Here is a 13,584-nt window from a genome sequence, read left to right as displayed (position 1 = left end):
AGAGGATTATATGGATCGGATCGAACTGGAATTGTATCTGAACAATCTTCTCGAAGCCGCGCGCTTCAAGGACTATTGCCCCAATGGCCTGCAGGTGGAAGGGCGCCGCCGGGTGGAGAAGATCGCGACGGGTGTGACCGCTTCGCTCGCGTTCCTCGAAGCCGCGCTGGAATGGGGTGCCGATGCCGTGCTGGTCCATCACGGCTACTTCTGGAAGAATGAGGCGCCGCAAATCACGGGCCGCAAGTACCGGCGCCTGAAGACGCTGCTACAGCACGACCTGAGCCTCTTTGCCTACCACCTGCCGCTCGATAGCCACCCGGAACTGGGCAACAACGCCCAACTGGGCGCCCGCCTTGGCTGGATCGGCGAGCAGCGCTTCGGCGAGCAGGACCTCGGCTGGATGGCGACGCTGCCCATGCCGATCACGCTTGCGCACTTTACGGCGCAGGTCGAGCAAACGCTCGGCCGCGCTCCGCTCGTGATCGGCGATCCCGACTGGGAGCTGCGTCGCGTGGCCTGGTGCACCGGCGCGGCACAGGGGCTCTTCGAGGCGGCGATCGATGCCGGTGCCGACGTCTACCTCACCGGCGAGATTTCCGAGCCGACCTTCCATATTTCGGCCGAAAGCGGCGTGGCGTTTCTCGCAGCAGGCCATCACGCGACCGAGCGTTTCGGCGTGCAGGCGGTGGGCTCGCATCTGGCAGACACTTTCGGCATCGAGCATCTCTTCATCGACATTCACAATCCGGTCTGAGTGGATTGGCGGGTGTCCTGCACGAGGTGTCATCGCACCGGATTTATTCAGAAAGCGTTTACAACGGCCAACCAGGAATCTCCTTTTTCGTGCGGGAAAACCCCGACATATCAAGGACTTCGCGCGCTTTTTGGAGGTCGCCCCTTGTAAATGCCGACTCCATTCGCGCAAACTAGCGTTCGGCAGTACGCGGGTAAGCACGGCGTGACGGATAAATCCAACTCAGAAGTGGGGCGATGTGATGCGAGACAATGAAAATGACCGCGTCGATGGCAGCCGCCGAACCTGGCTGATTGCGACGTCCGTAGCAGGTGGCATAGGAGGCGTCGCCACCGTCGTACCGTTCGTAGCTTCGTTTGCACCATCCGAAAAGGCCCGCGCCGCCGGCGCGCCCGTCGAAGTCGACATCACCGGCCTCGAGCCCGGCAGCATGATGACGGTGGCCTGGCGCGGCAAGCCGGTCTGGATCCTGAACCGCACCGACCGCATGATGGCCGATGTCGTGAAGGCCGATCCCGAGCTGGCGGATCCGAACTCCGAGCATCCGTTCTCCATGCCGATGCCGGAATACTGCAAGAACGAATACCGCTCGCGTCCCGAGCACAAGAACATTCTCGTGGCGGTTGCCGTCTGCACCCACCTGGGCTGCACGCCGACGCCGCGCTTCCAGGAGGGCCCGCAGCCCAATTTGCCCGACGACTGGCCCGGCGGCTTCCTGTGCCCGTGCCACGGCTCCACCTACGATCTGGCCGGGCGCGTGTTCAAGAACAAGCCCGCGCCGCAGAACCTTGACATCCCCCGGTACATGTTCACGTCCCCGACGCAGATCGTGATCGGCAAGGACGAACAAGGAGAAGCGTGATGGCGACGGGAACCGACAACAAGGTGGAGACGACGGGCCTCCTCGGCTGGATCGACAGGCGCTTCCCGCTCACCGCGACGTGGCGCGCGCATGTGTCCGAGTACTACGCGCCGAAGAACTTCAACTTCTGGTACTTCTTCGGCTCGCTGGCCTTGCTCGTTCTGGTGAACCAGATCGTCACCGGCATTTTCCTCACCATGAACTACAAGCCCGATTCGACGCTCGCGTTCGCGTCGGTCGAGTACATCATGCGCGAGGTGCCGTGGGGCTGGCTCATCCGCTACATGCATTCCACGGGCGCCTCGATGTTCTTCGTGGTCGTTTATCTGCACATGTTCCGCGGGCTTCTGTACGGTTCTTACCGCAAGCCGCGCGAACTCGTCTGGATTTTCGGCTGTGCGATCTTCCTGTGTCTGATGGCCGAAGCCTTCTTCGGCTATCTGCTCCCTTGGGGCCAGATGTCGTTCTGGGGCGCGCAGGTGATCGTGAACCTGTTTTCGGCGATTCCGTTTATCGGCCCGGACCTTTCGTTGTGGATCCGCGGCGACTATGTCGTTTCGGACATCACGCTCAACCGCTTCTTTGCGTTCCATGTGATCGCGATTCCGCTCGTGCTGATCGGCCTCGTCGTCGCGCATATCGTCGCGCTGCACGAAGTGGGGTCGAACAACCCCGATGGCATCGAGATCAAGGAGAAAAAGGACGCGGACGGCATTCCGCTCGACGGCATTCCGTTCCATCCGTATTACTCCGTGCACGACTTCATGGGCGTGTGCATCTTCCTGATGATCTTCGCGGCGATCGTGTTCTTCGCGCCGGAAATGGGCGGCTACTTCCTCGAAGCGAACAACTTCATCCCGGCCAACCCGCTGCAGACGCCGCCCGAAATCGCGCCGGTGTGGTACTTCACGGCGTTCTACGCGATGCTGCGCGCCACCACCGACCCCTTCAAGATCGTGCTGATGATCGTGATCGCGCTGCTCGGACTGCTCTCGCTCGTGCGGGCGCGCGGCAAATGGCGCGTGGGGCTGCCCGTGCTGGCCATCCTCGTGATCCTCGCGATGTATTTCACCGAGTCGAAGTTCTGGGGCGTGGTGGTGATGGGATCGGCGGTGATTTCGCTGTTCTTCCTGCCGTGGCTCGACCGGGCGCCAGTGAAGTCGATCCGCTACCGGCCGACATTCCACAAGGTTTTCCTCGGGATTTTCGTTATCGCCTTCCTGACGCTGGCATTTTTGGGGACAAAACCACCATCGCCAGCGGCGACGCTGATCGCCCAGGTTTGCGCGCTCGTCTACTTCGCGTTTTTCCTCGGCATGCCGGTCTGGACGCCGCTTGGCACGTTCAAGCAGCCGCCCGAGCGCGTGCGGTTCAAGCCCCATTAACCCGTGAGCGAGGAAAACATGACGACAAAATCCCTCTATGCGGCGCTCACGCGGGCGGGCGCCGGGTTCGGCGTGGCCGCGCTGGCGCTGGTCTGCGCGCTTGCCACGGGGCCGGTGCGAGCCCAGGAAAACATTCCGCTCGACCGCGCGCCCGATAACAGCGAAAATCTTGCCTCGCTGCAACATGGCGCGCAATTGTTTGTAAACTACTGCCTGAACTGCCACAGTGCGAATCTGATGCGCTACAGCGCATTGCAGGAAATCGGCATTCCGCAGAAGCAGATCGAGGACAATCTCCTGTTCACGACCGACAAGGTCGGCAACACGATGTCGATCGCCATGCGGCCGGACGACGCGAAATCGTGGTTCGGCGTGGCGCCGCCGGACCTCTCCGTGGAGGCGCGCGCGCGCGGACGAGACTGGCTGTACACGTACCTGCGCAGCTTTTACCGCGACGACACGCGGCCGACGGGCTGGAACAACCTCGTGTATCCGAACGTGAGCATGCCGAATGTGCTCTGGCAACTGCAGGGCATACGCAACGCGAAGTTCGAGGACGTGACGGACCTGGAAAGCGGGGAAAAGACGCACCGCTTTGCGGGGTACGATCAGGTTACGCCCGGGAAGCTCTCGCCGGTGGATTATGATGCCGCCGTGGGCGATCTGGTGGCGTACCTGGACTGGATGGCGGAACCGGAACAGAAGACCCGCAAGCAGCTTGGCGTGTGGGTACTGCTGTTCCTTGGCATTCTGAGCTTTTTTGCCTGGCGGCTGAACGCCGCGTACTGGAAAGATATCAAATAGTCACGTCCTGACCGACGTGGGGCCGGCGCCGCGAGCAAACCGTCTGGAAGCCGTCTGACGGAGTGATCGCCCGCTGGCCTTTTGGGTTTATTGAGGAAATGTAAATCATGATGGTTCTGTACTCCGGCACTACCTGCCCGTTCTCCCAGCGTTGCCGGCTGGTGTTGTTCGAAAAGGGCATGGACTTCGAAATCCGCGACGTCGACCTGTTCAACAAACCGGAAGACATCGCCGTGATGAATCCTTACGGTCAGGTGCCGATTCTGGTCGAGCGCGACCTGATCCTGTACGAGTCGAACATCATCAACGAGTACATCGACGAACGCTTTCCGCATCCGCAACTGATGCCGGCCGACCCGGTACAGCGCGCCCGCGCGCGCCTGTTCCTGCTCAACTTCGAGAAGGAACTGTTCGTGCACGTGAGCACGCTCGAAAACGAGAAGGGCAAGGCCGCCGAGAAGAACCACGAGAAGGCGCGCCTCGCGATTCGCGACCGCCTCACGCAACTCGCGCCGATCTTCCTGAAGAACAAGTACATGCTGGGCGAAGAGTTTTCGATGCTCGACGTCGCGATCGCGCCGCTGCTGTGGCGTCTGGATCACTACGGCATCGAACTGTCGAAGAATGCGGCGCCTTTGATGAAGTACGCCGAGCGTATTTTCAGCCGTCCGGCCTATATCGAAGCGCTGACGCCGTCGGAAAAGGTGATGCGCCGCTAAGTTCCTGCGGACCTTCCTGCAGGCAATCAGGGGCGGTGCGCGGCGTTTTCGGTGCGGCGTGCAGCCCCGGCAAAGGATCGTTGATGCAAGAGATTTCCACGAAGCCGTATCTGCTTCGAGCGCTGTACGAGTGGTGCACCGATAACGGTTTTACGCCGCATATCGCGGTGCGGGTCGATAACCGGACGCGTGTGCCGCGCCAGTTCGTGCGCGACGGCGAGATCGTGCTGAACATCAGCTTCGAGGCCACGAGCCAGTTGCAGATGGGCAACGAGGCGATCGAGTTCAATGCCCGGTTTTCCGGCAAGTCGCACAAGATCGAGGTACCCGTGGCGAACGTGCTCGCGATCTACGCGCGCGAGAACGGACAGGGCATGGCGTTCCCGGTCGAAGCGGCGGCGGGGGATGCCGGTGACGTGCTGCCCTCCGAGCGGGACGAGCATGAAGAAGGGACTGTGGCCGGGTTGCCCGCAGAGCCCGTCGATGTTCCCGAAGCCGCCGCGCCCGAAAAGGGCGACGACGGGGCGAAAGCCGGCAAGGGTCACCTCAAGATCGTGAAATGAAGTAGAATTGCGGGCTACGCCGGCTTAGCTCATCTGGTAGAGCAGTTGATTTGTAATCATCAGGTGGCGGGTTCGAGTCCTGCAGCCGGCACCAATTACCCATCCGAGGTTGTCCTCGGAAATCCAGAAACCCGTGATAGCATAAGGCTTAGCGGGTTTTTTTATTCCGATGTTGTCCGACGGTGCCCGCCTGAATCCGGGGGCATGTGGGGGCACCACCGGGGGAGTCTCTGCAATATCGCAAATGCCCCCGGGAAAAGTGCCCCCTAGCGCTGTAAGGTAAATGCCTTATGCCGTTGACTGATATCGCGATTCGCAAAGCCGCTCCCCGTGAAAAGCCATACCGCCTTGCTGATAGCGGCGGCATGTACCTTGAGATTTCGCCGTCTGGCGGAAAATACTGGCGGCTCAAATACCGTTTTCTAGGCAAGGAGAAGCGACTTGCCTTGGGCGTCTACCCAGACGTGCCGTTAGCTGTTGCTCGGGAAAAGCGTGACGATGCCCGGAAGAAGCTTGCTGTGGGTATTGATCCCGGCGAGGCGAAGAAAGCCGATAAGCGGGCGGCTCACCTCGCAGCGACCAATTCCTTCGAGGCAGTCGCGCTTGGCTGGATGGCGGAACTCAAACCGTATGTTACGGCTGGCTCGATGGCGAAGACCAAGGCCCGCTTCGAGAAGGATGTCTTTCCGTGGATTGGAAAGCGGCCAGTGGCCGAAATCGATGCGCCTGAAGTCTTGACGGTGCTGAAGCGGATTGATAGTCGTGGCGCTCGTTTTACGGCTCACAAGGTTCGTGGAGAGATTAGCCGTGCATTCCGCTACGGAATCAAGGAAGGCTATTGTAAGCATGACCCGGCTCGTGATCTGGTCAATGCGATACCACCGGCGCAAACGACGCACTTTGCTTCTATCACTGATCCGGATAAGGTAGGCGCGATGCTGCGGGCTTTCGATGGCTTTTCTGGGACGTTTCCGGTTCTGTGTGCGCTTAAGCTCGCCCCCATGTTGTTCACGCGGCCCGGGGAACTACGCAAAGCTGAATGGACACAGTTTGATCTGGATAAGAGCGAGTGGCGATACCTTGTCACGAAGACTAAGACCGAGCATTTAGTTCCGCTTGCAACTCAAGCGGTCCAGATTCTGCGCGAGCTTCACGCGTTGACCGGAGATGGCCGTTACGTATTTCCGGGGGCGCGTTCAACCCAGCGCCCGATGAGCGATGCAGCCATCAATGCTGCTCTTCGGCGCTTGGGTTACGACACCCGCAGCGAAATTACCGGTCACGGCTTTCGGGCGATGGCACGCACGATTTTGCACGAAGAGTTGGAACAAAAACCAGAAGTTATTGAGCACCAGCTTGCTCACACGGTTCCCGATGCACTCGGCAAAGCGTATAACCGCACAAAATTCATCAAGGAGCGTCGGGCTATGATGCAGAAATGGGCTGATTACTTGGGAACACTTAAGGCGAATGCTGGTATGGAAGGATGATGATTCGCTGCGGAAGTATTGATGTTTGGTAGTTTGTATGCGGCATTGGAAAAATATATTGATAGGCGTTGATTTAACGAGGCCGAATAGATGTGAAGATCGAAAAACCTAATTCTGCGCTGAAAGTCGAGATGAGCTTCAAGGAAGCGGGGAATCTTCTCAAACGTCTCTTTAAAAAGAAAGGCGTGACTAAGATTAGTCTGAAATTTGAGCTGTATCGAGAGCACGAGAAAAAGCCGCTTGTAATCACGACGGTTCATACTCGGGCGGATGCCGGCAAGTGGAATGTACAGGTTCTACCAAGCCCACGTTCTAACCCTCTTGAGTCTAGTGACGAGTTGCAGAACAAGCTAGATGCAATTAAAGCGTCAGTTGAAAATTATATTTCAAAAAACTCGCTAAACGATACGTGGCTAGATTGGGTTGTCACACTTAAAGATGAAATGAGATCAGGCCGTTCAACTGAAGATCTAGAGCTTCGAGGTTTATTATTCAAGCAGGCTATCACTGGCATTGGATATTCCGCTCATTTTGCGGCACCGATTTTGGCGATTGCCCATGTTATTGAGGGAACCGAAGCATTGGCGAGGAATGACCTAGAGCAGGCATCGCGCAATGTTAAGTGGGGTACTTATTGGTCGGGCGAAGGGATGTTCATTCCTGACCCAACGAGGCGATTCGAGGCTCGCGCGCGTACGGGGGGCAGAGGCAAAGCAGCTCGCAATGAAGAGGTAAAAAAGAAGGTCGCCGAGCTTCTTCTACAAAGTCCGAGTCCTGAAGGATGGAATTCCACCAGTCAAGCTGTTGATGAGGTCGCGGATGAACTGACTGGGGAGTATTCCCAGTTTGTCGAAAACCACGGGCTGAAGTGCGAAAACCTTGCGAGAACAATCGGCGGCTGGCTGGAAGAATCACCGGACAGATTTCCGCATTCTGTCAAACTCCAAGAGTGATCATCCTGATCGTACCCTATAACCCCTCCAGTTGAGGGGTTTTTTGTGCCCGAAATTTTATTTTTAGCAGACGTCTGTCGGTACTGGCGTCACTTTCCTAACATATGTCCATCGATCTGTGCCGCGAAGAGCCGCACAGATCGATGCAGGTAGGTTAGGTGTGGTTCATTGGCCACGTTCTATCTTGACAATCAACGCAGCATTACCGAAGTACTCTCGCGGGGTCCTTTGCTGCAGTTCTTATGAATAAAAGGTGTCGTATGACGTTGAATGAAATTCCCCCGGTTCTTAGTGTGAAGCAATTTTGTTCAATCATAGCTAAGTCGAAGTCGTGGGCTTATGCGGAGTGGAAACGTGAGGGCAGTGACCTCCCAAAGCCATTCAAGATTGGCAACGCGACACGCATCTTGGGTGAAGCGACGGCCAATTATCTAGCCAAAAAATCCAGTGCCGAAAAGGAGTAGGCGAAGGATGGCGATATGGCTCCAATAATGGATTGAGGTTTGGCCATGTAATTCCGGATCAACAGTCAAACGAAGAGGCCATTCGGTGGAAAAGTGACCGCTACCCCGATAGAGGGCGTTTGTTGCGAGAGGTCGAATGCAACTGTCATGCAGTTCGCGAAAGTAGGCGCTATGGATCGAGTTCGCATCGTAATGACTGTAGTGTGATGCAACTGGCTGGGTCGGTCAAAGCAACGGGGGAGCGGGGCTAGTAGGTAAGCTTTGCTGCCAACGTGAGGTTCGTAGCGAGAGATACGTGGTTGGCAATCTTCCTATCTATAAATTTAGGATTGCATATGAAATTAGTTGAGAGAGGGAAGCTCATGATGAAGAGACAGGGTATGAAATCCGAAAAGAGAACACCGGACGTGGTTGGCGCACTTCAAGCGATCCGCTTGAAGAAGTCGCGCGAGCAGATCAAGTCCGCGCGCTTGCATCCGTTCGTTCCGGTGATCGATGAGGCTTTGGCGCATGGCTGGAAATGGTCGCCGATTGTCACGTTGATTCGCGAAAGCGGGGGCCCGTGCTTAACGAAGCGTGAGGCTGAGCTGTTGTACGCGGAGCTCAAAGAGCAAGTCGTCAGGAACGGTTCTGGGAATGACTACGACAAACCGATTGACCAACCTGCAAATTCGATGCCTAAGAGCGGGAATGAAGAGGTCGTTGCATGATGAACGCCACGGTCCACAACGGTGGCAGGGGCTTCGTTCCCTCGCAAAATCGCATCTGCGTGTCGCGGGAGGTGAGCCATCTGCCGACAGGCTATTATCCGCCGAAGGTCCAGCGAGCCATCAGTGCGTTGACCCCTGGCATGTATCGCGCGGCTCATGAGTGCCATGCGATCCATGGCGCGGGGTACGGTGCCACCCTCGCCAACATCCTCGGCAAAGTCTCTTTTGCCGTTGCGGGCAATTTCCGTATTCGTGATCGCAACGGCCATTCGATGCCGCTCGGCTTGCATATCTTGTTCGCTGGTGCGCGGTTGAGTGGCAAGTCGAAGGCACATGACCGCTTCAATGCGCCTGTCGAGGAGGCGATGAAAGGCTGGAGAAAGCGTTGGCTGTTCGACAACGTGACGCTTCCCGCTCTGTTGCGCAAGATTCGCGGCGGTAGCATCTGGTCGATGCTCAGTATGCCGGAGGGGCGTGGTTATCTCGGGAGCCAGCTTGGCCGTTCATTCCATGACTTGAGCGACCTGTATGACAGCAACATACCGTCGTTTGATCGTGCCGACGACGGGGACGACATCGCCGAGCATGTCCCGGACAGCACAATTTTTGTCACGTGCATCAATGTGCAGGATGACGCGCATCGTGCTTGGCTCGACAAGCATGCGCAGGATGCAATCGCTTCGGGTTATCTGTTCCGCCTGCTGATGATGGAGACCGACGAGTTGTCTCATGAGGGCGCGGGGGCCACGCAATCGGAATCGGCTTTGCTCGACTACGATCAGCGCATCGTGGAATTGATCACGGGCGCGAGCATCAAGCTCAACACGATGTCAGTAAGCCAGTTACCGCTTATCGAGGTCAGTTCGGAGGCGGAGCAGATACTGCGGCGTGCCCAAGAACACTTCCAGTACATGGCAAGCGCCGCTTTGGACGAGAGAGACGAGATCGTCTTTGCCGTACGCTTGGCCACAAATGCTCGTCGGATTGCTGGCTGCATGCACGTGTTCGAGCGTTACGAAGGCACTGTCTCGTTCGACACGATGGATCGCGCCGTGACGATCGCCGAATTCTTCGGGGCTCAGTGGCTTACGGCGGTATTTCCGCCAAAGCCGATACCTGAGGTGGCACAACGCGCTCAACGCCTGCTGGACTATCTTTACGACCGCCAGTACAGATGGCGAGAGGTGAGTTGGCGGAAATCCGACATCGAGGAACTGGCGCCCAACTTCGGTTGGAACAGGGCCGAAATGAAAGAGGCCATCACGTCGATCTGCGGTGAGGGGTTGGCCCACGTCATCCCGCGAACCGAAAACGGGCGACGCGTCGTCAAGTTAGAACTGGACTCCTATCCTTTCGCACCTCGGTCAGCCTGTCGGGGCAAACTGTCCCACATCGGCTGATCGCACGAGTGGCTCTTCCGTTCACCTCACGGTGGATGGACGAGTAGCTTGCGAGACTATGCCGACCCGGATCGCACTATACAGAGCAGCGCAATGACGCCACCAGAATATATCCCTCCCATTCTTCCCTGGAACAACGTGGGACTAGCCACGCATGTCGATCGCCATCTGGCATTTCGTATTGATCCGGACACGATTCTGGACGGCCCCGAAATGTCTCGGGCGCTAAGGCTTGAGCAATTCGTCTGCCTCGCGCTTGAAGCCACTACCGCCCCCTTTCATGCTGGTTCTGACCCCCGCAAGTTCGTTTACACGCAGAATCAGTTCGACAGCGCGGCCCGAAAGCTGGCAGCCATGCTTCCATTCCTCATGGCCGATATAACGATACTCAATCCGTCAGGCCCGTACGCAAATCAATTCCTGTTTGCCCCGCATCTGCGACTACTGGGGGAGGTATTTTTCAGCAGCGACATCTCCGGCTACCGGGGAGACGCAAAATGCCAAAGTGTTGAGTACTTGGATTCCTCGATTGCGGAAAGTTACAACGACTTCGTTGCCAGTTTTCGGCAGATCATGCATGCCCGAAAGCTACTGCGGCGCGAGCTTCACAACTGGAGCTTGGGGAGTTGCGAGAACGTGGCGAACCTGAACACCTACCTTCAGGATTTCTTCTCCCAGCATGATAGCGTGACGGTGCTTCATCTCCGTCTGTCGCACGTCAAGGCGACGGCCGGTTGGGTCGCAGTACCGATGGACGATCAACGGCGCGATCTCGAATTGCTCCGTAAATCCCGCGCGCTCTTTTTTGATCGCCTGAGACGCAAGCCAGCCCTCTTTACCGCCGCACCGGGGTACGTCTGGGCGATCATCCCGACAGTTGACGGCTGCTATGAGTTACACCTTACGTTGTTGTTCAGCAGTGCTGCCTTGCAGAAGGTGCTTGATGACATAGACAGTGAAGCGGCCCAGAGGGGTGGGGCCAGTGAGGATCACGCGGATCTGATCGGAGCGTACTGGGTTCGGATAGCGACTGACGGGCGGGGAACCTATCGTCGCGGAGACTGGATTGGCCGACTGTACGACCCCAGGCAGTGGGTGCATGGTGACGTTCGCGCCGATGACGTTTGCGGGCGTGAAAAGCTCCGGGAAACGCTCGGCTACTTCGCTTGCCGACGAGCGCTGGTGCGTCTCGAAAACGAACCCGCAGGGGAGTATTTTGGCATCCCGGAGCGCAAGACCCGAGGCGCACGACGGTCGGTCAGGGGGCGTGTTGGCTGCACTGAATGATCGTGTAGCCACATGGGCGTGTAGCCCAAAAACGGCATCCAAAACACTTAACCTATTGATTTTGCTAAGCTAATGATCTTCCGGTTTGGGGTGGGGGCCACCCCCACGTTTTCCGGGAGCAGATGTGAACGTCCGGTCAGGCGAGTGCTTTATCGTGCAAAATTTCACAGAAGATTCACGAGAAAGCGCACGGACTTCATCAAAATTTTTTTCACTAATTTTTTGAAATTCCCGCAGAATCTCGTTTTCCAAAACGTGTACGACAACACATACGGACTTCGATTGCAATTTTCGTCGAACCATTCGTGGCGCGAAGCCGAATAGAGGATTCGGTTGCCTGCTTTCGAATTGTGGAGCATGAATTCTACATGTTCTTGAGATCATGCCGTGTTCAGGAAGCTCATCGCCAGCGCAGACGTGCAGTGGTTCTTAATTGCGTGCGTATCTATGTATATGACAGAAGCGAACGATAGGTAAGTCCTCTTCACGCCAGTGGGGTGAGTCGATGCGTTGATCATGTTTTCTGGGCTGTATCCAATTTTGCTTCATATGGAATGCGAAATAATGAAGGATTGTTATATGAAAAATACAGAGCAATTTATAGCAGTAAACAAGAGGGTGAATGATGGATGAGAATGATAGATCCATCTTCGATGAAATCGGACATCGATCAATCTGCAAAAAAAAACGTCTCCAGCTTACTAACGTTGCTTGCTGCGTAACGCTCCAGCTACTTTGATGACTCGAAGCATAGGAGGCAGACTGTTCACCACTGTCGCTATGCTCTGCGACGACATTACGAAGCAATCATGCACCAGATCACGGAAGACCAGGGAGAACTGGAGACCATCGCTCGCCTTGACGAACGCATAAACGTTGAAGAAGGAAATGTCAGAGAAAGGAGAGCGACGATCATCCACAAGGGCTATGGCTCACAATATCTTCTCGGTATCGAAAAGTTCGTAAAGGACATCGAGAAACGTTGGAAGGGAGGCTTTGTTGATGAAACAACACGTTACGCTCAGGTTAGCAAGATTCGCGAGCTATACCTTGGCAAGAAGTACTACCGTCGCATGAACGAATGGCTGAAGCGATACTCCGACATGTACCGCTACTCGACACGCGTCGAAGTCTTCTACGATGCCTGCAAGGAATTGAGACTACTCAGTCCAGATCCGTTCTGTCTCGGAGAGCCGGGTGACACGTGCGGTGCAGATGGCATGCGTTGTATGGACCTGTTCAATGCGCTGATTGATCGGGTTCGTGAGCGTTGTCAGTCGCGCGAGTTCACGGAGCGTGAGCGTCTGAGACTGGTGAACGCCGAAAAAAATAAGCAGAGCGTGCTGGTGTTGGAGGAGGCGATGTTCTCGAAGGAGACAGGAAGATCTCGCTGGCTGGTGCTCTCGCTGACGTTGCGCTACAAGCCGAAATTCCGTTGCGGGACTACATACGAGACAGTCCAGCAGCACCGCGACCGCTTCTTCGCTGCACGGCGCTTCAATCGGCTGATGTCAGGTATTAGGAACTATGTATGGGCAATCGAGCAGGGGGAAGACACGGGATTGCACCTGCACGTGATTCTCTTCTATTCGGCGGAGCACAACCGCGACGAGTTCATCGCGAAGCAGATCGGTGAATATTGGGTTGATGCCATCACGGAAGGCAAGGGCGAATACTGGAACAGCAACGCCGAGCGGCTCAAGCGGAAGTATAAGGAGCGTGGTCACGGCGTTGGTGTCGGACAGATCAACTGGAACGATACCGAGAGGCGGGAGGCCTTACGAAGGAATCTCGTGTACCTCGCCAAGGCGGAGCAGTACCTCATGATCAAGTGCGCGGAGCGCGTTCGCACGTTCGGCATGGGAAAGGCGCCGGAGAAGGTGAAGGCTGGTCGTCCTCGTGTTGATGTCGACGCGAATAACGCCACTGAAAATTTGATCGACGGCGAGTCGTCTGATGGAGCGGATGGGAATGTGGTGTCGCCTGATGAAGATTGGACCGATTGAATCGAGCCATAACGGGCACGGTGTCAGTGACCGGACCTGCGGCACTCGCCGTGTCTGGCGCGACGTGTTGATGTCAGGTTATCCGAAGCCGCCGCTGCTGATAACTGTATAACGACCTTCTTCGAATATACGCGTAGACTTTTTGATGACGCGTCAATACCGGTCCGTCGTATCATCCGGAATT

Annotated in this window: 12 protein-coding genes and 1 tRNA gene; all 13 read left to right on the top strand. The window is 56.6% G+C overall.

Annotated features, from left to right (window positions below; translation table 11 throughout):
* The first annotated feature begins 10 nt into the window (after positions 1 to 10).
* Positions 11 to 757 carry a Nif3-like dinuclear metal center hexameric protein gene (locus tag V8683_RS22525; RefSeq protein WP_411188320.1) on the top strand — a complete coding sequence of 249 codons (747 nt, stop codon included), beginning with the start codon at positions 11 to 13 and terminating at the stop codon, positions 755 to 757.
* Positions 758 to 998: 241 nt separating this feature from the next.
* Positions 999 to 1,619 (top strand): ubiquinol-cytochrome c reductase iron-sulfur subunit, encoded by a 621-nt coding sequence (gene petA, locus V8683_RS22520; protein ID WP_027797361.1) that lies wholly within the window; start codon positions 999 to 1,001, stop codon positions 1,617 to 1,619.
* On the top strand, positions 1,619 to 3,004 hold the full coding sequence (locus V8683_RS22515) for a cytochrome b (protein ID WP_411188321.1): 1,386 nt from the start codon (positions 1,619 to 1,621) through the stop codon (positions 3,002 to 3,004). The genes petA and V8683_RS22515 overlap by 1 nt, the downstream gene beginning before the upstream one ends.
* A gap of 18 nt (positions 3,005 to 3,022) precedes the next feature.
* A complete protein-coding gene (locus tag V8683_RS22510) occupies positions 3,023 to 3,808 on the top strand; it encodes a cytochrome c1 (protein ID WP_411188322.1) in 786 nt (261 codons plus the stop codon).
* A gap of 107 nt (positions 3,809 to 3,915) precedes the next feature.
* On the top strand, positions 3,916 to 4,527 hold the full coding sequence (locus V8683_RS22505; protein ID WP_027797364.1) for a glutathione S-transferase N-terminal domain-containing protein: 612 nt from the start codon (positions 3,916 to 3,918) through the stop codon (positions 4,525 to 4,527).
* A gap of 83 nt (positions 4,528 to 4,610) precedes the next feature.
* Positions 4,611 to 5,090 (top strand): ClpXP protease specificity-enhancing factor, encoded by a 480-nt coding sequence (locus tag V8683_RS22500; protein ID WP_411188323.1) that lies wholly within the window; start codon positions 4,611 to 4,613, stop codon positions 5,088 to 5,090.
* Positions 5,091 to 5,108: 18 nt separating this feature from the next.
* Positions 5,109 to 5,184 (top strand) — tRNA-Thr (locus V8683_RS22495).
* 196 nt (positions 5,185 to 5,380) lie between these two features.
* Positions 5,381 to 6,580: a tyrosine-type recombinase/integrase gene (locus V8683_RS22490; protein ID WP_411188324.1), complete on the top strand. Its 1,200-nt coding sequence runs from the start codon at positions 5,381 to 5,383 to the stop codon at positions 6,578 to 6,580.
* Positions 6,581 to 6,672: 92 nt separating this feature from the next.
* Positions 6,673 to 7,533 (top strand): hypothetical protein, encoded by an 861-nt coding sequence (locus V8683_RS22485; RefSeq protein WP_411188325.1) that lies wholly within the window; start codon positions 6,673 to 6,675, stop codon positions 7,531 to 7,533.
* An 844-nt stretch (positions 7,534 to 8,377) separates the two neighbouring features.
* Positions 8,378 to 8,707: a hypothetical protein gene (locus tag V8683_RS22480; protein WP_411188326.1), complete on the top strand. Its 330-nt coding sequence runs from the start codon at positions 8,378 to 8,380 to the stop codon at positions 8,705 to 8,707.
* Entirely contained in the window at positions 8,704 to 10,107 is a 1,404-nt protein-coding gene (locus tag V8683_RS22475) for a DUF3987 domain-containing protein (RefSeq protein ID WP_411188327.1), read from the top strand. Before V8683_RS22480 ends, V8683_RS22475 begins: the two co-directional genes overlap by 4 nt.
* Positions 10,108 to 10,200: 93 nt before the next feature.
* Positions 10,201 to 11,394: a hypothetical protein gene (locus tag V8683_RS22470; RefSeq protein WP_411188328.1), complete on the top strand. Its 1,194-nt coding sequence runs from the start codon at positions 10,201 to 10,203 to the stop codon at positions 11,392 to 11,394.
* Positions 11,395 to 12,203: 809 nt separating this feature from the next.
* Entirely contained in the window at positions 12,204 to 13,400 is a 1,197-nt protein-coding gene (locus V8683_RS22465; RefSeq protein WP_411188329.1) for a YagK/YfjJ domain-containing protein, read from the top strand.
* Positions 13,401 to 13,584: the final 184 nt, after the last annotated feature.

Source organism: Paraburkholderia sp. AV2 (assembly GCF_054968425.1).
This window is presented reverse-complemented; position numbering and strand designations above follow the sequence as displayed.

What these genes read in the sequence shown, in the direction of transcription:
- V8683_RS22525 (WP_411188320.1), top strand. Translation starts at nt 11, where the DNA reads ATGGATCGGATCGAACTGGAATTGTATCTGAACAATCTTCTCGAAGCC.
- petA (WP_027797361.1), top strand. Translation starts at nt 999, where the DNA reads ATGCGAGACAATGAAAATGACCGCGTCGATGGCAGCCGCCGAACCTGG.
- V8683_RS22515 (WP_411188321.1), top strand. Translation starts at nt 1,619, where the DNA reads ATGGCGACGGGAACCGACAACAAGGTGGAGACGACGGGCCTCCTCGGC.
- V8683_RS22510 (WP_411188322.1), top strand. Translation starts at nt 3,023, where the DNA reads ATGACGACAAAATCCCTCTATGCGGCGCTCACGCGGGCGGGCGCCGGG.
- V8683_RS22505 (WP_027797364.1), top strand. Translation starts at nt 3,916, where the DNA reads ATGATGGTTCTGTACTCCGGCACTACCTGCCCGTTCTCCCAGCGTTGC.
- V8683_RS22500 (WP_411188323.1), top strand. Translation starts at nt 4,611, where the DNA reads ATGCAAGAGATTTCCACGAAGCCGTATCTGCTTCGAGCGCTGTACGAG.
- V8683_RS22490 (WP_411188324.1), top strand. Translation starts at nt 5,381, where the DNA reads ATGCCGTTGACTGATATCGCGATTCGCAAAGCCGCTCCCCGTGAAAAG.
- V8683_RS22480 (WP_411188326.1), top strand. Translation starts at nt 8,378, where the DNA reads ATGAAATCCGAAAAGAGAACACCGGACGTGGTTGGCGCACTTCAAGCG.
- V8683_RS22475 (WP_411188327.1), top strand. Translation starts at nt 8,704, where the DNA reads ATGATGAACGCCACGGTCCACAACGGTGGCAGGGGCTTCGTTCCCTCG.
- V8683_RS22470 (WP_411188328.1), top strand. Translation starts at nt 10,201, where the DNA reads ATGACGCCACCAGAATATATCCCTCCCATTCTTCCCTGGAACAACGTG.
- V8683_RS22465 (WP_411188329.1), top strand. Translation starts at nt 12,204, where the DNA reads ATGCACCAGATCACGGAAGACCAGGGAGAACTGGAGACCATCGCTCGC.